This window comes from Verrucomicrobiota bacterium (assembly GCA_019247695.1).
GTDB lineage: Bacteria > Verrucomicrobiota > Verrucomicrobiia > Chthoniobacterales > JAFAMB01 > JAFBAP01.
Genome location: JAFBAP010000035.1, coordinates 1 through 20,594, shown reverse-complemented (window position 1 = coordinate 20,594; position 20,594 = coordinate 1). Strand labels below are relative to the sequence as shown.

General features: G+C 61.6%; 20 protein-coding genes. 16 read left to right on the top strand and 4 right to left on the bottom strand.

Annotation, left to right across the window (positions count from 1 at the left end):
- The first annotated feature begins 594 nt into the window (after window positions 1-594).
- The 16 genes from urtA (at window position 595) to JO015_03975 (ending at window position 15,640) form a co-directional block, all read left to right on the top strand.
- On the top strand, window positions 595-1,929 hold the full coding sequence (urtA, locus tag JO015_04050) for an urea ABC transporter substrate-binding protein (GenBank protein ID MBV9998268.1): 1,335 nt from the start codon (window positions 595-597) through the stop codon (window positions 1,927-1,929).
- Window positions 1,930-1,951: 22 nt separating this feature from the next.
- Complete coding sequence (urtB, locus tag JO015_04045) at window positions 1,952-3,598, top strand: urea ABC transporter permease subunit UrtB (GenBank protein MBV9998267.1); 1,647 nt, start codon at window positions 1,952-1,954, stop codon at window positions 3,596-3,598.
- A 5-nt stretch (window positions 3,599-3,603) separates the two neighbouring features.
- Entirely contained in the window at window positions 3,604-4,761 is a 1,158-nt protein-coding gene (urtC, locus tag JO015_04040; protein MBV9998266.1) for an urea ABC transporter permease subunit UrtC, read from the top strand.
- 24 nt (window positions 4,762-4,785) lie between these two features.
- On the top strand, window positions 4,786-5,616 hold the full coding sequence (urtD, locus tag JO015_04035; GenBank protein ID MBV9998265.1) for an urea ABC transporter ATP-binding protein UrtD: 831 nt from the start codon (window positions 4,786-4,788) through the stop codon (window positions 5,614-5,616).
- A gap of 9 nt (window positions 5,617-5,625) precedes the next feature.
- The gene (urtE, locus tag JO015_04030; GenBank protein MBV9998264.1) at window positions 5,626-6,318 is read left to right on the top strand and encodes an urea ABC transporter ATP-binding subunit UrtE; all 693 of its coding nucleotides are present in this window, start codon (window positions 5,626-5,628) and stop codon (window positions 6,316-6,318) included.
- Window positions 6,319-6,378: 60 nt separating this feature from the next.
- A complete protein-coding gene (locus JO015_04025) occupies window positions 6,379-7,224 on the top strand; it encodes an urease accessory protein UreD (GenBank protein MBV9998263.1) in 846 nt (281 codons plus the stop codon).
- Window positions 7,225-7,259: 35 nt separating this feature from the next.
- Window positions 7,260-7,562, top strand: a complete 303-nt coding sequence (locus JO015_04020; protein MBV9998262.1) for an urease subunit gamma — start codon at window positions 7,260-7,262, stop codon at window positions 7,560-7,562.
- Window positions 7,563-7,577: 15 nt separating this feature from the next.
- Window positions 7,578-7,904 carry an urease subunit beta gene (locus JO015_04015; GenBank protein ID MBV9998261.1) on the top strand — a complete coding sequence of 109 codons (327 nt, stop codon included), beginning with the start codon at window positions 7,578-7,580 and terminating at the stop codon, window positions 7,902-7,904.
- Window positions 7,905-7,910: 6 nt separating this feature from the next.
- On the top strand, window positions 7,911-9,611 hold the full coding sequence (gene ureC / locus JO015_04010; GenBank protein MBV9998260.1) for an urease subunit alpha: 1,701 nt from the start codon (window positions 7,911-7,913) through the stop codon (window positions 9,609-9,611).
- A gap of 17 nt (window positions 9,612-9,628) precedes the next feature.
- On the top strand, window positions 9,629-10,270 hold the full coding sequence (gene ureE / locus JO015_04005; protein MBV9998259.1) for an urease accessory protein UreE: 642 nt from the start codon (window positions 9,629-9,631) through the stop codon (window positions 10,268-10,270).
- Window positions 10,221-10,937, top strand: coding sequence for an urease accessory protein UreF (locus JO015_04000; protein ID MBV9998258.1), 717 nt, complete (start codon window positions 10,221-10,223; stop codon window positions 10,935-10,937). Before ureE ends, JO015_04000 begins: the two co-directional genes overlap by 50 nt.
- Window positions 10,938-11,276: 339 nt before the next feature.
- The gene (gene ureG, locus JO015_03995; protein MBV9998257.1) at window positions 11,277-11,897 is read left to right on the top strand and encodes an urease accessory protein UreG; all 621 of its coding nucleotides are present in this window, start codon (window positions 11,277-11,279) and stop codon (window positions 11,895-11,897) included.
- A 195-nt stretch (window positions 11,898-12,092) separates the two neighbouring features.
- On the top strand, window positions 12,093-12,584 hold the full coding sequence (nrdR, locus tag JO015_03990) for a transcriptional repressor NrdR (protein MBV9998256.1): 492 nt from the start codon (window positions 12,093-12,095) through the stop codon (window positions 12,582-12,584).
- Window positions 12,581-13,141: a hypothetical protein gene (locus JO015_03985; GenBank protein MBV9998255.1), complete on the top strand. Its 561-nt coding sequence runs from the start codon at window positions 12,581-12,583 to the stop codon at window positions 13,139-13,141. Before nrdR ends, JO015_03985 begins: the two co-directional genes overlap by 4 nt.
- Entirely contained in the window at window positions 13,138-13,476 is a 339-nt protein-coding gene (locus JO015_03980) for a histidine triad nucleotide-binding protein (protein MBV9998254.1), read from the top strand. The genes JO015_03985 and JO015_03980 overlap by 4 nt, the downstream gene beginning before the upstream one ends.
- A 310-nt stretch (window positions 13,477-13,786) precedes the next feature.
- Complete coding sequence (locus JO015_03975; protein ID MBV9998253.1) at window positions 13,787-15,640, top strand: universal stress protein; 1,854 nt, start codon at window positions 13,787-13,789, stop codon at window positions 15,638-15,640.
- Between the two features lie 257 nt (window positions 15,641-15,897).
- Here JO015_03975 and JO015_03970 read toward each other — a convergent pair whose 3' ends face one another.
- The 4 genes from JO015_03970 to rpmI form a co-directional block, all read right to left on the bottom strand.
- Complete coding sequence (locus JO015_03970) at window positions 15,898-18,246, bottom strand: phenylalanine--tRNA ligase subunit beta (GenBank protein ID MBV9998252.1); 2,349 nt, start codon at window positions 18,244-18,246, stop codon at window positions 15,898-15,900.
- Window positions 18,243-19,259 (bottom strand): phenylalanine--tRNA ligase subunit alpha, encoded by a 1,017-nt coding sequence (gene pheS, locus JO015_03965; protein ID MBV9998251.1) that lies wholly within the window; start codon window positions 19,257-19,259, stop codon window positions 18,243-18,245. The genes JO015_03970 and pheS overlap by 4 nt, the downstream gene beginning before the upstream one ends.
- Before the next feature lie 102 nt (window positions 19,260-19,361).
- Complete coding sequence (rplT, locus tag JO015_03960) at window positions 19,362-19,733, bottom strand: 50S ribosomal protein L20 (GenBank protein ID MBV9998250.1); 372 nt, start codon at window positions 19,731-19,733, stop codon at window positions 19,362-19,364.
- Between the two features lie 129 nt (window positions 19,734-19,862).
- Window positions 19,863-20,072 (bottom strand): 50S ribosomal protein L35, encoded by a 210-nt coding sequence (gene rpmI, locus JO015_03955; protein ID MBV9998249.1) that lies wholly within the window; start codon window positions 20,070-20,072, stop codon window positions 19,863-19,865.
- Between the last annotated feature and the right edge of the window lie 522 nt (window positions 20,073-20,594).

The following is a 20,594-nucleotide window of genomic DNA, read 5'->3' as shown; positions in this document are numbered from 1 at the left end:
CTCAGGCCGCAGATCAACTTTCTCCCGGGCAAGCCGGCAACCGTCGTAGTGGCGAAGATTAAGCACCCCTGAACGACGCTGGCGAAAACTGGCCAGTGAACGTGCACTTCTCCACAGCGCAGACAATCACACGGCGCCGCGGCGGATCCACAGAGGACACCGAAAAGATCCTCCGCAGAACACGCAGAAGGACGCAGAAAAGAGAAAACATCCACAGATTACACAGATTGACACAGATCAGGAGGACCCGGCGCCAACTCTAAAGTTGACACTCGCACCCACCCCCCAGGATGCCACCCCGAACCCCGAACCCCGAACTCCGAACTCCGAACTCTTTCCCCCTCTTCCCGCCGTGGTCGCCGTGGCTCGCCGCGTTCGCCGTGTGAACTCTGTCGTGGTGCCCGCCTAACCCGCCGTGTGACCGAACTCTACCCCTGGCACGTCCCTTGCTCTGCGGATTACCTGACTGCCGAACCCATCGTCTGTTCGCGCACCCGCAAGGGAACGCCGGGCATCCGTTCGCCCGACCTCCCTCCACGGCCGGCGCAGGCGACGGCACAAGCAATCTCGAACCAAGACCATCTCTTCATCTTCATGCAGCGTATTTTTCGTTTGTCTGGCAGGGGCGGCGTATCCGCCGCCCTGTTTGCCCTCACCCTTTGCGCCGGCTCGGTAGCCGGCCAGACGCAGGCCCCGATCAAAGTCGGTATCCTGCATTCTCTGTCCGGCACGATGGCCATCTCCGAAACGTCACTCAAAGATGTTGCGCTGATGACCATTGACGAGATCAACAGCCAGGGCGGCGTTATGGGCCGCAAGATCGAGCCGGTGGTGGTTGACCCGGCGTCCAACTGGCCGCTCTTCGCGGAGAAGGCTCGTCAACTCCTCACGAACGAAAAGGTCGCCGCGGTTTTCGGATGCTGGACCTCTGTTTCGCGGAAATCGGTGTTGCCCGTTTTTGAGGAACTCAACGGCCTGCTGTTCTATCCCGTGCAGTACGAAGGCGAAGAAATGTCGCGTAATGTGTTTTACACGGGAGCGGCCCCGAACCAGCAGGCCATCCCGGCGGTCGAGTACCTCATGGGCAGTGAGGGCGGCAACGCGAAGCGGTTCTTCCTGCTCGGCACCGATTACGTCTACCCTCGAACCACCAACAAGATCCTGCGCGCCTTCCTCCATTCGAAAGGCGTGCAGGACAAAGACATCGCTGAAGTCTACACGCCGTTCGGCCACGGGGACTACCAGACGATCGTCGCCGACATCAAAAAGTTTTCCCAGGCAGGGAAGACCGCCGTCATTTCTACCATCAACGGGGACTCCAACGTGCCGTTCTACAAGGAACTCGGCAACCAAGGCTTGAAGGCGACCGACGTCCCGGTGGTGGCATTTTCGGTGGGTGAGGAAGAACTGCGCGGAATCGACGCCAAACCGTTGGCCGGCCACCTGGCGGCCTGGAACTACTTCATGTCGTTGAAGAACCCGGCGAACGACGCCTTTAAGAAGGAATGGTTCTCCTACGTGCAGGCCCGCAATCTTCCGGGGGGCGACAAGCGGGTCACCAACGATCCGATGGAAGCAACCTACGTCGGCCTCCACATGTGGAAGCAAGCGGTCGAGAAGGCCGGTTCAACCGAGGTTGACCAGGTGCGCGCGGCAATGATCGGCCAGCAATTCAAGGCGCCTTGCGGGTTTGTGCTCGAGATGGACGCCAATCATCATCTGCATAAGCCGGTCATGATCGGAGAGATCCGCCCGGACGGCCAGTTCAACGTGGTTTGGAAAACGAAGGCCCCCGTTCGAGCCCAGCCCTGGAGCCCGTTCATCCCGGGGAACGATGGCAAGCCGGACAAGGTGGCAGCTACCCTGCTGGACCGGATTCTCTCCCCGGTTTCCGAAGAAGAAGCCCTGACTCTGACTGCCGCCCGCTGAGCGCCGGGCGGCTCCCAACCCGATTCTCGTCGCTTTCGAATTACCCGGCGTGAAATCACTCATCCCGTTAGTTTGCTGTTGTATCACGATCGCATTAGGCGGCTCGGGGGCCGCCTATGCGCTCTCCGTTGAGCAGTTGAAGCCTCTGGCCGAAGACGATTTCGACGCCAAGGTGCAGGTCATTAATCAACTCGCGGCTGACGGGAGTGAAGCCGCCCAGCAAATTCTTGCAGCGGTGCAGAGCGACACGTTGTACGCCCGGGCGGATGAAACGTTGCTGATCCAGGAGGGGGACCGCTACCGCAACCCCCTGGACGGCGGAGTCGTGGCGGCCAACGCGGATGACCTGAGCCAGATCACGCTGGGTAATGTGTTGCGGACCCGAGCGGCAAACGCGCTGGCCGGAATGCAGCTGCGGGCGTCCGACCCGGCGGTTCGATCGCGCGCCATCAGCGCGTTGATGGCCCAGCCCGACCCTAACCTGCGGGAGTCAGTCGAGACCGCACGCCGCCAGGAAACCGACCCGCGTTTGAAAGCGCGCCTGGATCAGCTCTGGGCGTTGACGGCCCTGCACGCCCCGGACCCGCAAAGCCGGGCCCAGGCGGCCCGGTTAATCGGGCAGCGGGGTGACCTGCAGCTGCGGTCGCTCCTGCAGCCGCTGGCCAATCCCGACCCGTCCGGCAACGCGCCTGACGCGGAAAAGGATTCCACGGTCAGGGCGGCGGCCCAGGAAGCGTTGCGCAAACTCGATTTTGAGCAGTTCAAGGTCGATTTTGCCGGCACCACCTTTGCCGGCCTCAGCCTGGGCAGCGTGCTCTTGCTGGCTGCCCTGGGTCTCGCCATTACCTACGGGCTCATCGGCGTCATCAACATGGCGCACGGCGAGTTTTTGTTAATCGGCGCCTACACCACCTACGTGGTGCAAAATGCCTTCCGGACGTACTGGCCGGGCGCGTTTGACCTCTACCCTCTCCTGGCTGCGCCGGCGGCATTTATCCTCACCGCCATTGTGGGCCTGATTCTCGAACGCACGCTGATCCGGTGGCTCTACGGCCGGCCGCTGGAAACCCTGCTGGCGACCTTTGGAGTCAGCCTCATGATGATGCAGGGCGCGCGGGCGATTTTCGGCGCGCAAAACGTCCAGGTGGAAAATCCTTCCTGGATGCGCGGCGGGTGGGCCATGCTGCCGAACTTGATCCTGCCTTTCAATCGCATCGTCATCCTCGGGTTCGCCTTTGCGGTGGTAGGCATCACGTGGCTTATTTTGAACCGGACCCGCTTAGGGCTCTACATCCGGGCGGTCACCCAGAACCGGCGCATGGCCGCCTGTTCGGGCATCGTGACGTGGAAGGTTGACGCCTACGCTTTCGCCTTTGGAGCGGGCGTTGCCGGGCTGGGCGGCTGCGCGTTGTCGCAGATCGGCAACGTCGGTCCTGACCTCGGGCAGACCTACATCATCGATTCGTTCATGGCCGTCGTGCTGGGAGGGGTGGGCCAGCTCAGCGGCACCATCTTCGGCTCGATGGGGCTCGGGCTCATCAACAAGACGCTGGAGCCGTTCTGCGGTGCGGTCCTGGCCAAGATCTGCGTGCTGATCTTCATCATCCTCTTCATTCAAAAGAGGCCGCAGGGGCTTTTCGCCCTTAAAGGCCGAAGCGTGGAGGCGTAGTAGAAATGGAAGCGGTCGAACCACTCGCAAAAACCGCCGTCGCAGCCCGTGCGTCAGCGGGCCATCACGCGCGGCTGTTCTGGATTGCCGGCATCGCGGCTTTGTACGCGCTGGTGCTGATCTGCACGCTGGGCCTTCCGGCCAATCATCCGCTGCACCTTTCGACCTATCTCATGACCTTGATCGGCAAGATCATGTGTTATGCGATCGTCGCCCTGGCCCTCGACCTGGTGTGGGGGTACACCGGCATCCTGAGCCTCGGGCACGGGTTGTTTTTCGCCCTCGGCGGCTACGCGATGGGCATGTACCTGATGCGGTCAATCGGGTTGGACGGCGTCTACCATAGTCCCCTGCCCGATTTCATGGTGTTCCTCGATTGGAAGGCCCTGCCCTGGTTCTGGCACGGCACGGAGCATTTTGTTTACGCCCTGCTCCTGGTCGTCGCGCTGCCCGGGTTACTGGCATGGGTTTTCGGATTTTTCGCGTTCCGGTCCCGCGTACGTGGCGTCTACCTCTCGATCATGACGCAGGCCCTGACCTTTGCGGCCATGCTGTTGTTCTATCGCAATGAGACCGGGTTCGGCGGCAATAACGGGTTCACCGACTTCAAACGCATCCTCGGGTTCCAGATCACCGCTCCGGGCACCCGGACCGCCTTGTTTCTGGTGACGCTGACCACGTTGCTGTTAAGTTTGCTCATCTGCCGTTTCATCGTGAAATCGCGCCTCGGCCAGGTGCTGACGGCGATTCGCGACGGCGAATCGCGCCTGACCTTTCTCGGGTACAACCCGCTCGGATATAAACTTTTTATCTGGACGTTCTCGGCCGTCCTTTGCGGGATCGCGGGCGCATTGTACGTACCCCAGGTCGGAATTATCAACCCGAGTGAGATGTCGCCGGGCAACTCCATCGAAATGGCGATCTGGGTTGCCGTCGGCGGACGGGGCACATTGATCGGGCCGGTGATCGGCGCGTTTTTCGTCAATGCCGCCAAGAGTTACCTGACGGCTTCGTTCTCGAGTTCGTGGCTGTTTTTTCTGGGCGCGATCTTTGTGATCGTGCCGGTTTTTCTACCGTGCGGCATTGCGGGCCTGCTGGTAAACCTGCTGAATCCCCGGCGGGGACGAGCGAGCATCGCGGGCCGGGAGGTCAAACCAAACTGAGCTTTTCACCTAGCCTGTAAACTCATGAATACCTCTTTCGCAGAAGCCCTCGCGGCCCGGACAGCGCCCGCACCGGATTTCCCGGGCGGCCCGGCCAATCCGGACAGCCTCGGTCAGAAACCGATCCTTACGCTGCGAGACGTTACGGTGGTGTTTGACGGCGTGCGCGCCCTTAACAATCTCAGCCTGCAGATCGTTGAGAACGAACTCCGTTGCATCATCGGGCCGAACGGCGCCGGCAAGACGACGATGATGGACGTTGTGACCGGAAAGACCAAACCGGCGACCGGCACCGTCCGGCTCGGAACCGACATCGACCTGCGCCGGTGGTCTCCGCCGCGGATTGCCCAGGCGGGAATCGGGCGCAAGTTTCAGAAGCCGTCCGTTTTTGAAAATCACACGGTCTGGCAAAATCTGGAACTGGCCCGCCAGACCCGGCGACGCTGGCAGGAAGACCTGGTTGCGCCGGCGAGCCAGCATGACCACGTGGAGGACATGCTGGAGCGTCTGAAGCTTGCCAAGGAACGGGACCGGCTTGCAGGGTCGATCTCGCATGGCCAGAAGCAGCGCCTCGAAATCGGCATGCTGCTCATGCAACGCCCGCAACTGCTGCTCCTGGACGAACCGGCCGCCGGGTTAAGCGACCAGGATACGATGGAACTGGCCGAGCTTTTGCTCTCCCTTCAAGGCAGCTGTTCACAGGTCGTCGTTGAACATGACATGGAGTTCGTCGCCGCCCTCAGCGGTGCCCAGGGCAAAGTAACGGTCCTGGCCGAGGGTTCGGTCCTGGCCGAAGGCACCCTGGACGAAGTCAAACGCAACGCCACGGTCATCGAATCCTACCTCGGCCGTTAGATCGGGCGTATGTTGGAAATTGACAAACTTAACCAGTACTATGGCGGCAGCCACACGCTCCGGCACTTGCATTTTACGGTGCCCGCGCGCGAACTTACGGTGCTGCTGGGCCGCAACGGCGTCGGTAAAACCACCCTTCTGCGCTGCCTTATGGGCGTGTTGCCGATCCGGTCCGGCGTGATCCGGTGGCACGGGAAGGAGATAACCGGTCTTCCCCCGCACAAACGCGTCGCCGCCGGTTTCGCCTACGTGCCGCAGGGACGGGACATCTTTCCTCGCCTGACGGTCGAGGAAAATCTCCTGGTCGGGGCGGCGGCCCGTCCCGGACGGAGGGAGATACCCTCGATGATCTATGAACTTTTTCCGGTGCTTAACCAGATGCGCTCGCGACTGGGCGGCAACCTTTCCGGAGGGCAGCAGCAGCAACTGGCCATCGGCCGCGCCCTGATGAGCGACCCGCAACTTTTGGTGCTTGATGAACCGACCGAAGGCATCCAGCCGTCCATCATCCAGGAGATCGGCCGCACCTTGCGCCGGTTGGTTGAGGAACTCGGGCTCACGGTCCTGCTGGTCGAACAGTATTTCGAGTTTGCCCGCGGGATTGCCGACCATTACCTGGTGATGGACCGCGGCGAGGTCGTCGCCGGCGGGCTCGGGACCAACCTGGAAACCGATGGCGTGCGCGCGATGATCTCGGTGTAGGGTGGCGGGAACATTTATCCTCGACGTTGGGCGGCAAACCGGCTTGGCTTGGCGCAAACCATGACTGCACCGGGTCTCGGGCCGTGGAAAGCCCGGTTAACGCTTGGGCTGGAACGACGGGGCGATCGCACGGTGCTGGTCGAACGGCAGCACGATGGCCCGCTTTGCGTCCAGAAAGCGCTCTACCCGGAGGGGCCTGAGGTGTGCCACGTGATCGTCGTGCATCCGCCCGGCGGGCTCGCAGAGGGCGACCAGTTGCAGGTTGAGGCCCGGATCGGCCGGAACGCTCATGCCGTCATCAGCACGCCGGCCGCAACCAAATGGTACAAGGCCGCCTCTGCGCCGGCCTTGCAAACGGTTTGGATGCGCCTGCAGGACGGTGCGCGTCTCGAATGGTTACCCCAGGAAAGTCTCTTTTTTCGCCGTGCCCGTGCGGTTAACCGGCTCACGGTGGAACTGCCCGAAACCGCGACCGTCCTGGGTTGGGATCTTGCGATGCTCGGCCGCATCGCTTCGGGCGAAACGTGGGACGAAGGGCACCTGCGTTTTGAGACAACCCTGACCCGGCCCGGCGGCCGTCTGCTCTGGACGGAACGCGCCGTGCTCACCGGCGACAACCCGCAGTTGCGCTCGCGCCAGGGCCTGGCGGGCAGGCGCGTGCTCGGCACGCTGTGGGCCAGCGGTCCCGCCTGCGGTCCCCGGTGCGCCGAAATGCTGGCGCCCCAACTGCCGTTCACCGGCACCCTCCGTGCAGGCGTAACCCACTTTCCCGGCAATTTCCTGCTCATCCGCGCCCTGGCGGACAGCATGGAAATTCTGCGCACGGCCATGATCGATTGGTGGACCCGGCTGCGCCCCCTGGTGCATAACCTGCCGGCCAAACCGTTGCGCCTCTGGGCAACCTGACCTGCCGCCGCCCTTTACCTCCTTACCTCCTACCCATGAATCTTACCCCGCGCGAAAAGGATAAACTCCTGCTCTTCACGGCCGGGCTCCTGGCCGAACGCCGGCTGGGGCGCGGCCTTCAGCTGAACCACCCCGAAACGATCGCTTACCTGAGCGCCGCCCTGCTCGAAGCCGCCCGGGACGGTAAATCCGTCGCCGAATTGATGCACTACGGCACCACGTTGCTCCGGCGCGACCAGGTCATGGACGGGGTCCCGGAACTGATCCCGGATATCCAGATTGAAGCCACCTTTCCGGACGGCACGAAACTCGTCACCGTCCATCATCCCATCCCTTAAACCGCTGGCAGACGCATGATCCCGGGTGAAATCCTTGCCGAAAACGGCGACATCGAACTGAATGCGGGCCGTGAGACGGTTGTTCTCACGGTCAGCAACACCGGCGACCGGCCCATCCAGGTCGGTTCCCATTTTCATTTTTATGAGGTAAACGAGGCTTTGCACTTCGACCGGGAACGCGCGCGCGGGTTCCGGCTCAACATCGCTGCCGGCACAGCCGTCCGGTTTGAGCCGGGACAGGAGCGCACGGTCGAACTCGTCGGTCTCGCGGGTGACCGGAAGGTCTACGGGTTCAACGCCAAAGTCATGGGAGACCTGGACACCGCCGGAAGGGGAGCTTAGCCGTCCATGAAAATTTCACGCCACGCTTACGCCGAGATGTTCGGTCCCACGACCGGGGACCGGGTCCGTCTGGCCGACACCGATCTCTTGATCGAAATCGAACACGATCACACCATTTACGGCGAGGAAGTGAAGTTCGGTGGCGGCAAGGTAATCCGGGACGGCATGGGCCAGTCGCAGCGGCCAGGCCGGGAGGCGGTCGATACAGTGATTACCAACGTCGTCGTGCTGGATCACTGGGGGATTGTGAAGGCCGACCTCGGGATCAAGGACGGGCGCATCGCCGGGATCGGCAAGGCGGGTAATCCCGACATCCAGCCGGGGGTCACGCTCGTCATCGGGCCGGGCACGGAAGTTATCGCGGGCGAGCACATGATCGTCACCGCGGGGGGCATCGATTCGCACATTCATTTTATTTGTCCGCAGCAGATAGAAGAAGCGCTCACGTCCGGCATCACCACCATGATCGGTGGCGGCACCGGACCTGCCACCGGCACGTTTGCCACCACCTGCACGCCCGGACCGTGGTACCTCGAGCGGATGCTGCAGGCGGCGGAAGGTTTTCCGATCAACCTCGGGTTTCTCGGCAAAGGGAACGCCAGCCGTCCGGAAGCGTTGCGGGAACAGATCGACGCCGGCGCGATCGGGCTGAAACTCCACGAAGATTGGGGTACAACGCCGGCCGCCATCGATTGCTGCCTGACCGTAGCCGATGAAACCGATACCCAGGTCGCGATTCACACCGACACGCTCAATGAATCAGGGTTTGTCGAAACGACGATCGCGGCGTTCAAAGGCCGGACGATCCATTCTTTTCACACCGAGGGCGCCGGCGGCGGGCACGCGCCGGACATCATCAAAGTGTGCGGTGAACCGAACGTTCTGCCCTCCTCAACCAACCCGACCCGGCCGTTCACGGTCAACACGCTGGACGAACACCTGGACATGCTGATGGTCTGCCACCACCTGGACCCGGCCATCGCCGAAGACGTCGCGTTCGCCGAGTCCCGGATCCGTCGCGAAACGATTGCGGCTGAGGACATCCTTCACGACCTCGGCGCCATTTCGATGATGTCGAGTGATTCGCAAGCCATGGGACGCGTGGGTGAAGTCATCATTCGCACGTGGCAAACGGCTCACAAGATGAAGGCGCAACGCGGCAGCCTCGAAGGCGATCCGTCCCGTAACGACAACCGGCGGGTAAAACGTTACCTCGCCAAGTACACGATCAATCCCGCGCTTACCCACGGCATCGCCCACGAAGTCGGTTCCATCGAGGTTGGCAAGTGGGCGGACCTGGTGTTATGGCAGCCCGCGTTCTTCGGGGTTAAGCCTGCGCTGGTGATTAAAGGCGGCATGATCGCCAACGCCCAGATGGGGGATCCGAACGCCTCCATCCCGACGCCGCAACCCGTTCATTACCGCGAAATGTTCGGCTCCTACGGGCGCGCCCGGAGCGAAACCTGCCTGACGTTCGTATCCCGGGCGGCCGCCGATCAGGACATCGCCGGCCGGTTCCGTCTGCAGCGCCGGCTGAGTGCCGTTCGCAACGTCCGGCAACTGCGGAAGGCCGACCTGGTGCATAACGCGTACACGCCAAAAATCAGTGTCGATCCGGAAACGTACCGGGTGGAGGCTGATGGCCAGCTCTTGAGCTGCGAACCGGCGGCGATCCTGCCTTTGGCGCAACGCTACTTCCTGTTTTGAACCGAGGTTGAACCGAGATGCTCCAAGCCCACACCTTACTGACTGCGGCGCCGCCCGGCGCCGTCCCGGCGGGCGTGGTACGACTCGCGTGCGCGGAGCGCCGGAAACCGCGCCAACTCGTTACCCTCGAGGATGGCACGGAACTCGCCATCGTGCTGCCGCGCGGTACGGTCCTCTCTCCAGGCGCCTGGCTGCAGACCGAAGACGGCGGTCTCATCCGGGTGGAAGCCGCGCCGCAAGCGGTTCTGGTGGTAACCGCCCCGGACCACCTGACGCTCACCAGGGCAGCCTACCACTTGGGAAATCGGCACACGCCGGTCGAGATCGGCACCGGCTATCTCCGCCTTGAGGCGGACCCGGTGCTGCGGGAGATGCTGATCCGGTTGGGAACGCGCGTCGAAGAACGAAATGAACCGTTTGAGCCTGAAACGGGCGCATACGGCGGCGGTCACCGGCACGGGGGTGAAGAAACGTTCGCCGAGGATTACGCCCTGGCCCAGCGCCTTTACGAGGAGCACGCCCAGGCGTCGGCGTCCTCCCACCTGCATACGCACACGCACACGCACACGCATACCCATGCGCCTGCGCACGCCCACGTCCATCCTCCGGATGAATCATCCCCCAACCCCCTCGCCCACCCTCAGCCTCGCAATCCCTGAACTTGCCGCCCTGCTCCAGCTGGCATCGCCGGCATTGCCGGTCGGCGCCTTCAGTTACTCCTCCGGCCTGGAAGCGGCGGTAGAACATGGGCTGGTGACGGACGCGGCGTCCGCCCGGGATTGGATCCGGGACGGCTTGCGCGACGTGGTCGGCCGCGCCGAACTCCCTTTGCTGCGACGGTTCCATGCGGCCTGGTGCGCCGGCGATTTGCAGATGGTCGCCGACTGGAATGCATGGCACCTGGCCAGCCGCGAAAGCGCTGAACTGCGCAGTGAGACCGAGCAAATGGGATGGTCGCTGGTCCAATTGATTGACCACCTGGCCTGGGGCGCTCCCGAACACCGGACCGCTTTGCGGGCGCTCCGACCGGCCGGATTTCCCTGCGCTTACGCCTTCGCCGCGGTTGCCATCGGTACGAGCTATGAAGCTGCGGCCACCGCGTTTTGCTTCTGCTGGACCGAGAACCAGGTCATGGCGGCAATCAAGTCCGTCCCCCTTGGCCAGAGCGCCGGTCAAAGAATCCTGTTCAGCCTGCGGCCGGAGATCGTGGCGGCGATCAACGCCGCAGCCGGATTGAGTGATGATGAAGTGGTTTCCTTTGCACCCCAACTCGGTATCCTTTCCTCGCGCCATGCCCTCCAGTATTCGCGGATCTTCCGTTCTTGATCACACGGCGCCACAGCGGAACACGGCGACCACGGCGGAAAGACAGGAATCATCCGCAGAAGGACGCAGAAAAGAGAAAGCATCCACAGATTACACAGATTCCACAGATTCCACAGATTAAGGGCACACGGCGGGCACAGCGGGTTTGGCGGGCACAACGACTGAGTTCACACCGCGACCACGGCGAGCCACGGCGAGCCACGGCGGGAAGAAGAGTTACAGAGTTGACCTCGGCGACTCTCCCCCAAGCTCGTGGCCGACACCCGACACCCGACACCCGACACCCGACACCCGACACCCGACACCCGACACTCTTCTCCATTTGTGGCATTTCAGAGTATGCGAATGAAAACAAAACCGCCGCTGCGGGTGGGGATCGGAGGACCGGTCGGGACCGGTAAGACCACCCTCGTAGAAGTGCTTTGCAAGGCGCTCCGCGACCGTTACGACCTGCTGGTAATCACCAATGACATCTACACCAAGGAGGACCAGCGATTGCTGACCGTCGCCGGCGCGTTGCCGCCGGAACGCATCCTTGGAGTCGAAACGGGCGGCTGCCCCCATACCGCCATTCGCGAGGACGCATCCATCAACCTCGAAGCGGTCGATCGCCTGCTGGGGCAGTTTCCTGAAGCGGACATAATTTTCATCGAATCAGGCGGCGATAACCTCGCCGCCACCTTCAGCCCCGAACTGGCAGATCTGACGATTTACGTCATTGACGTCGCCGGCGGCGAAAAGATCCCCCGAAAAGGCGGGCCCGGCATCACGCGCTCGGACCTGCTGGTCATTAACAAAATCGATCTGGCGCCCCACGTCGGCGCTTCCCTGGAAGTGATGGCGAGCGACGCCGCAAAGATGCGCGGCAGCCGGCCGTTCGTCATGTGCAACCTGAAGACCGGTGATGGTCTCAATATCGTGGTGCGGCATATTGAGAAATACGGGCTGCTGAACGAGTAAAGGGTAACGCGGCATGATGATCCGCGGCTGTTTTTCTGCGTTCGTCTGCGTGTTCTGCGGATGATTTAATCTTCCCGCCGTGGTCGCCGTGTGCCCTTAACCTGTGTAATCTGTGGATGCCTTTTAATCGGCTCTTGTATTTCTGCCCGGAGAGACCACTATATATTGTGGATGCTGGCTTAGCATCCGTGATCCATGCGGTGCCCTAAGTGCGGTAACTTGGAAGATAAGGTCATCGACTCGCGGTCGGCCAAAGCGGGGGCCGCCATTCGCCGGCGCCGGGAGTGTCTGAAATGCCAGCATCGCTTTACCACTTACGAGGAAGTCGAGCGGCGAGACCTGCGGGTTCTGAAGCGGGACGGCCGTCACGAACCATTTGACCGTCAGAAGCTGCTTGGCGGCCTGATGAAGGCGTGCGAGAAGCGACCGGTGAGCTACGAGGTGCTGGAGAAAGCCGTCGATGAAATCTACCAGGAACTCGAGCAGGCTTACGATCATGAGGTTCCCAGCAGCGTCATTGGCATCCGGGTCATGGAACGCCTCCACTCCTTGGACGAGATCGGTTACATCCGGTACGCGTCTGTGTACCGCCAATTTCAGGATCTCGGCGAATTTATTCATGAGATTGAATCGCTGGGGAAGAAAACCAAACGAAGCGCGCAGCAACCTGAACTTTTCACCACGTGATTGCGTTCCGGAATTACTTACCGCTGGTCCGGCTTGCCAATAATGAGTTAGCGTCCTTAAGCCGGGAATGGCTCGGCTTGTCCATCAGGCGGGCCGCTGATCGAGCCGGTTTCGTCAGTTGGTGGCTTGCCGAGCACGTGGCTGAAAGCGTGCTCTGGTACTTGGCGTCGGGGTGCGATCGCCCGGTAATCACGATCGACGAGATCAGCGAATCCGTCCGGTCGGCCTTGCAAGCGATTGGTTATTCTGAGATCGCAGCAAACTTCGAAACCCTAAACCCGCCTTTTGAGCTGAGCCTGGCCGACCTGGCATTGGAGGCGGGCCCCGGGTATGAACTGGCCTTTTTCCAGCTCTTACAGCAACGAATCAGGCCGGCCCTCAGCAACCACGCTTCCAATTTGCACATTCATGGCTTGCGGCCTTGTGTCCGGCACCTGCAATCCGTCAAAACGTGGAGTCACGAATGCTCGCGATTGCGCAACGAAATCGTTGCTTTCGTGCGGGCTGAGCTTGAGTCTGCGAAGATCAAGTCCAACCTCCTGCTCACCATTCGATGACGCTGTTTGAACGCATTGCCGCCCGCGAACTGCCTGCTGAAATCGTGTACGAAGATGATGAAGTCTTTGCGTTCCGGGACATCAACCCCCAGGCGCCGGTGCACCTTCTGATCGTTCCCAAGCGGGTGATTGCGCGCATCGGCGAGGCCGCCCCGCAAGATGCGGCGCTTTTGGGCCGGCTGCTGTTGACGGCTCAGAAATTGGCGGCTGAGCTTGGCGTCGGTGATTCCGGGTACCGCCTCGTCCTGAACAACGGGCGCCATGCCGGTGAAACGGTTCCGCACCTGCATTTGCATTTACTCGGTGGGCGTCCTCTGCATTGGCCGCCGGGATAAATGATCCGTGCCCATTCAGCAAATCCAACCCGGCGGGGCGGGTGTTTGTTGGGATGGGCGTACGGACGTGACGCCTTAGGAGCCTCCGGGGTCACGTCGGCGATGTCAGGCAGGAATTTCCTGACGATTCCTCGGTGAAAGTACTTTTATATTCGCCATTCAGGAATCGATTCTTTATGGAGGGGCGATGCGGGCAATCGCAGGAGACAGGACGACAGGTTCAGAGGCCAATCGTCCCTCGTGAGTAAAGCTGACGGATGAGAATCGCAGGGAACAGGGGTTTTCTTTACCAGGTCGAGCGCATGCTATGGTGATTGTTGGCAAGACCAAGAGGCCGCGCAACGTCGATGCGCTTCGAGCGGCGGCGATTTTGTACGGCGACTGGGGTACGAGCAAGGCGTACGTGTTGGGGCTGGCTTTTGCCGTCGCCGGGTACAGTTCATTCTGGCTGATCGCGACCATGTGCGTGCTCATGGCGCTGGTCGGGGTCAACTACATGGCCATTTGCCGCCATTACCCGGACGGCGGAGGCGTCTACGCGAGCGTGCGCCACCGGTCGGAGGTGATCTCGATCGTGGGGGCTTTCCTGCTGATCGCAGACTACATCGTGACCGCCTCGCTAAGCGCGCTCTCGGCGTTTCAGTACCTCGGGGTAGACCACGCCGAACTCTGGGCCGGCGCAGCCATTTTGTTTATCGGATTTCTTAATTACTTCGGACCCAAACACACGGGAGGGCTCGCGTTCCTTGTCTCGATGCCGACGATCGTCGTCGTCATCTTGCTTGGGCTCCTTTCCATCCCGCACCTGGGAGCGGCCGTCAGGGACCTGCGACCGATGTCGGGCAACGTGGTCCAGGACTGGACCGGATTCGTCAGCATCGTGCTGGCCCTCTCCGGGGTGGAAGCCGTCGCCAACGCCACGGGCGTAATGAAGCTCGATCCTGGCTCGACCGATGAGCACCCGTCCGTCGTCCAAACCTCGAGCCGGGCTATCCTCTGGGTGATGGCCGAGGTCTGCTTTTTTACCGCGTTTCTCGGTTTGGTCATGCACGCCCTGCCCGGGTTAACCCCTCACAACGGGGAAGTCGACGCGCCGGGCCATCCCGGCGTTCGCGACTACATGCTGCGTTACATGGGGGAAGTGTTTGCCGGAAGCGCCTTCGGTCCCGTGGCGGGCCAGGTTGCAGCCTGGTGCGTCTCGATCGTCTTCGGCGTCCTGCTCGTATCCGCCGTGAACACGGCGATCGTCGGTTTGATCGCCATCTTCTTCATGATGTCCCGGGACGGCGAAATCCCGGCCAGTTTTGAGAGGCTGAACCCTTTTGGTGTACCCACGCTGGGGCTGCTGTTTGCCTCCATCGTTCCGGCCCTCCTGGTGGTTGCCGTCAAAGACGTGTCAGGCCTGGCCGATTTGTATGCGGTGGGTGTAGTCGGCGCAATTGCGACCAACCTGGGCTCCACTTCCACGGACCGTAGCCTGCACCTGGAGAAATGGGAACGGGTGCTGATGTTCAGCACTTTCATCATCATGAGCGCGATCGAGATCACGCTCTTTGCCGTAAAACCGAACGCTCGAGTCTTTTGCGCGGTGATCCTTTCCGTCGGTCTTATTCTCCATGGACTTGTAACCGAACGCGCCCAAAAGCGCCGGGCGAAAGAAGCCGCCGCGGCCGGAACCGCCGGACCGCTCCGGCCGCTCGAATCAGGCGCACCGTCCGTGGCCGCCAGCTTCGCGAGTACCGGCGAGGACGAAGAGAGTTTCGGTGCGCCCATGATCTGCGCCGTACGCGGTATCGGCCGTACCCTCGACTTCGCCTTGGATGAGGCCCGGAGCACCAAGCGCCCCCTTTACCTGCTTTTTGTCCGAGAGCAACCGGTGCTCTTGCCGGAGGATCGCCGGCGACGATGGGTTGAGGACGCGGAGGCTCGTGCGATTTTCCATTATGCCTCGGAGCGGTCCAAAGGCATAAAGCTGTTGCCGTGTTACGCCGTCAGTGATTCCGCTGCGGATACCATCGTCGAAATAGCCGCCACCGTCGGCGCGTCTTACCTCATCCTGGGTGCACCGCAGCGAAGCGCGCTCGTAAACCTGCTGCGCGGTAACATCATCCGCAACATTTCCGGGATTCTGCCGGAGGAAATTCACCTCCTGGTTTACGCTTGATACGGATTGCGGTGCGGGATCGAAGCGATCACGCTTTCTGTTGTTTTGCCCCGCGATGCCGTTTAGGCGAAGCTCCCATTCCCCTTAAGCCAAGGGTGGATAACCGCCGGAGCGCCGTTGACTTCCAATCAAGGCCTGTCATTGAAACGCTCTCGACCTAGCCTCCTAGGAATTCGTATTTATCGGGTCTGGGGCGTATACCTGTAATCCCGAACATCGCAGGGCAAATTCAACAAAGCAAAGAACAGGGAACTAAACTATTCGCGGAAGACAACGTGGAGACGGTTTGCCAGACGAGTTTTCACGCGCTGGTGAATTTCTGCCACTTCTTCCTGGGTTAAGGTCCGGTCTGGAGCGCGATAAGTCAAACTTAGCGCGACGGATTTTTGATTCGCAGGGATCCGTCCGCCGGCCGGATCGGTAAAAACGTCGAACAACTGTACATCAACCAACAAGGGTTCCGGCTGTTCGCCCAACGTTTGCTCCACGGCGCCGTACTCGAGGCCCAACGGCGCCAGAAACGCGATGTCACGCGTAATGGCCGGATAGCGATCGAGCGGCCTGAAAACGAACGGTTTCGCGAGCCGGCCGGCGCGAAATGCCAGTTCGGCGACGAACAAATTTTTCCTGATATCGTGCCCGGCGGCAACCGACGGCCGCACCTGGCCGCACCAGCCCAGAAGCTCGCCGCTGCGGGCCCGAACCCGGCAGAGTAAGCCGGCCAATTGGTTCGGTTCCACGCGTTCCAGCGTCACCGGGGTGCCTGCCACGGTGTTCACGGCGCTTTTCAGGTCGAAAAAGTCAAACTCCCGGGCGTCCTGGTTCCAACGCTTGGCATCGCGCTGGCCGGCCATGAGAACGCCCACTGACGTCGACTCCTCCTGCTCCGGATCATTATGGAAAACGCGTCCCAGCTCAAACAGCGCCACCGATTCCGCACCCCGCTGAAAGTTGCGTCCGGCCGCGCGAATCAACCCGGGTACCAGCGACGGCCGCAACACCCGCATTTCCTCGAGCAGCGGGTTCTTGAGGCGCCACACCTTCGTTTCGGGACCCAGCGTTTCCGTCAGAGCCGCCTCGTCGGTAAAGGTGAGGCTGCGCGCCTCGAACAGGCCCATGGCGACCAGGCGACGCCGGAGCGCCAAGGCGTCATCGTGCGCATGATCCGCGGCGGAACTCGGCGTAGCGTGACCTACCACCCGGCCTTCGATACGATTGACCCCTGCCAGCCGGCAGACCTCCTCGATCAGGTCCACCTCCCGCGTCAGGTCGGGCCGGTAGCTTGGCGGTTGCCAGGTGCCGTCATCCCGCGGCGCGACGCCGATCCGCGGGAGGAGCTCACCGTAATTCGGAACTTCCTGGCCCAGCAGGCGCGTGCAACGCTCAGGCCGCAAGGTGATCGGCGCGGCCGGCTTCGGCTCCGACCCGGCTGCCCACAAGGTATCCTCAGGCTGTCCACCCGCCAGCTCCCGGATCAAATCAGAAGCGCGGAGCGCAGCCGAGACGACCGACGCGGGATCCACCCCACGCTCAAACCGGACGCTCGCGTCCGAAATCAGGCCGAGGCCACGGCTCATGGTGCGAATCCAGCCGGGATCAAAGTACGCGCTCTCCAGCCAGACGTCGGTAGTAGCCGGTTGCACCCCGGACGCTTCGCCGCCCATGACGCCGGCCAGCCCTAATGCGCCTTCCTCATCTGCGATCAGCAGGTGACTTTCATTCAGTTCGTAACGCTTACCGTCCAGGGCCAGCAACGTTTCGCCCGGATGCGCACGCCGGACGCGAAATCCGCCCCGGACCTTGGCGGCGTCATACGCGTGAATCGGCTTGCCGAGCTCGAGCATCACGTAGTTGGTGATGTCCACCAGGTTGTTGATCGAACGCAGGCCGGATGCCTCCAGCCGTTCCTTCATCCAACCCGGACTCGGGCCCACCTTCACGCCGCGAAAACGGCGAAACACAAGGTACGGACATCCTTCAGGCTCGCTGACGATGACCTGCGAGCCGGAGCGCACCTCGACCGTAGACCGGTTAAAGACCGGCAGCACGGCGTGCAGCTGAAGGATGGCCGCCAACTCACGCGCGATACCGGCGTAGGAAAGCAGGTCAGGCCGATCCGGGGTGAGTTCAAGGTCAAAAATCACGTCGGGCGGGTAAACGCGGCTGAGCGGTTGCCCCACGGGCGCGTCAGCCGGCAGGATCAATAATCCCGCGCTGTCCTCCGCCAGGTTCAACTCCTTGGCGCTGCAGAGCATGCCTTCCGATTCCACCCCGCGTAGTTTGCTGACCTTGATCTTGAAATCACCCGGCAGGACGGCGCCCGGCAAGGCCAAGGGCGCCTTGTCCCCCGTGCTGAAATTCCGGGCGCCGCAGACGATCTGGCGGGGCCGGCCGGAACCATCGTTCACCTGACAGACGCTCAAACGGTCCGCGTTAGGGTGCGGGCCAAACGAGTCGATCTGCGCGACGACAACCTGATCGAGCTCCACCCCGCGCCGTTCGATCGCACCCACTTCCATGCCGCTGGCGATCATGGCCTCGCTCAATTCTTCCACCGCGCCGTTAAACGGCAGGAACTCCTTCAGCCAGCGAAGAGAAATTTTCATTCCGCGAATTGCGCCAGAAAGCGTTGGTCGTTCTCGATCAACAAACGAATATCGGGCAAGCCGAACAAAGCCATCGCCAAGCGGTCGAGCCCCATACCGAACGCGAAACCCGACCAGACCTCGGGGTCATAGGCCCGATCCCCGCGGCGCGCGTTGACCTGATCGAACACGGCCGGATCCACCATGCCGCAACCCAGCAGTTCCATCCACCGGCCATTGTTGACGTTCGGCAGACGCACGTCGACTTCGAAACTCGGTTCGGTAAACGGGAAAAAGTGGGGCCGGATCCGGGTCTCAGCTTTTGCGCCGAGCAGTTCCCGAACGAAGAACGTCAAGGTACCCTTCAGGTCGGCCACGCTGACGGCGCGATCCACGTACAAACCTTCCAGTTGATTAAACTGGCTCAGGTGCGTCGCGTCGATCTCATCGCGCCGATAGGCGGCACCCGGCCCGATGACCCGGACCGGCGGCACGACCGTGATCATGGTCCGGATCTGGACCGATGACGTATGGGTTCGCAACAGGCGCCCGTCGGGAAGGTAGAACGTGTCGGACTCCTTCCGCGCCGGATGGTTAGCCGGCGTGTTCAGGGCGTCGAAACAGAACCATTCCGTTTCGATGTCCGGCCCGTCCGCCAGGGCAAAGCCGAGGCGCCGCAGGATCCGGACCGCGCGATCCTGGAGCAACGTTAACGGGTGCAGCGCTCCCGTACGCACTTCCCTCGCGGGCAGGGTCTCATCCAGGGCCTCCAAACCTTTGAGGTCTGACGCAGCCTGCAGAGAGCGAACCCGTTCCTCCAGGCTGGCAGCGATCACCTGACGCACTTCATTGAGGAGTTTACCCACCACCGGGCGGTCCGCCTTGGGGACGTTGCGCATCCCTTCGCTCAGCTTCGTGAGAGCCCCCGCGCGGCCCAGGAGACTTACGCGCAACTGGTCGAGCTCCAATGCGGTTTTCGCGTTTTGAATCTCGACGAGGGCCGCCTTGCGCAACTGTTGGAGTTCAGCTTCCATGGCGTAAAGGCAAGGCACATCGCGGCTCCGGGCAAGCCTGCCCGGCGGCCGCAATGGTGACACCGTGCGGAGGGATAGGAATAACCAAGCTAAGGCCGGCGTTCAGGCTGCCTGCTTGGATTTCAGCGCCTGGGACGCTTGGTCCAGAATCGCCTTGAACGCAGCTTCATCATGTACGGCCAATTCGGCCAGGATCTTGCGATCAACCGCGATCTGCGCAGCCGCCAATCCTTCCACAAATCGGCTGTACGTCAGCCCATTTTGACGGCAGGCAGCGTTAATGCGTTGAATCCAAAGGCTGCGAAAATCGCGTTTCCGATTCTTGCGGTCCCGGTAAGCCCAGGTCTGCGCCTTCATGACCGCATCTTTGGCGTAACGGAACAGTTTGGATCGCCGGCCGCGGTAACCCTTGGCCTTTTCCAACATTCTTTTCCGGCGTTCGCGACTTGCGGGAGCGTTAGTTGCTCTTGGCATTGATTCTCTTCGGTTAGGACCGAAGCTCCGTGAACGAGTTGTTGTTAATCATTACCGTTTCCCGACCTCACTCGTCTCATCAGCCCCGCCAACCGCGGGGCAGGTGGGAAACGGAGCCGTTCTTTTTCTTTAATGGAACGGCAGGTTCTCTTTAATTCGACGCTCGTCGGTCACATCGACCAAAGTGGTTTTCGCAAGCTGCCGCTTGCGCTTGGCGCTTTTTGAGGCGAGCAGGTGCCGGCGCCCCGCACGGCTCCGCAACACCTTACCGGTCGCGGTCACCTTGAAGCGCTTCGCCACCGCTTTCTTCGTCTTGCGTCTCGCAATGGGCTTAGGCATAAGGAGCTCGAAAAGTATCAGCATCCGCCTTCTTGGCAACCCGAAAGAAATGCCACGGCAGAAAATGCCACGAATTCCGTGGCGGGTAACGGTCACACGGCGGGCACGGCGGGGTTGGCGGGCACGGCGGAAAGATTAAATCATCCGCAGAACACGCAGAGAACGCAGAACAGAGAAAACATCCACAGATTGACGCAGATTAAGAAGACCTGGCAACTCGAAGGTTGACACTCGCACCCACCCCCCATGCTGCCGCTCCGAACTCCGAACTCCGAACTCCGAACTCTTAACTCCGAACTCCGAATTCCCTCCCCCTCTTTCCGCCGTGTTCGCCGTGGTCCGCCGTGTTCGCCGTGTGAACTCTTACGTTGTGCTCGCCCAACCCGCTGTGCCCGTGGTGTGACCGTGTGAACTCTTACGTCGTGCCCGCCTTTTCGCTGTGCCCGCTGTGTGGCTATGCCGCGAGTGGCGTAAAGCGGCATTCGTAAAGGCCGGATGACGTCTTCTCCTGACGATCAAGGG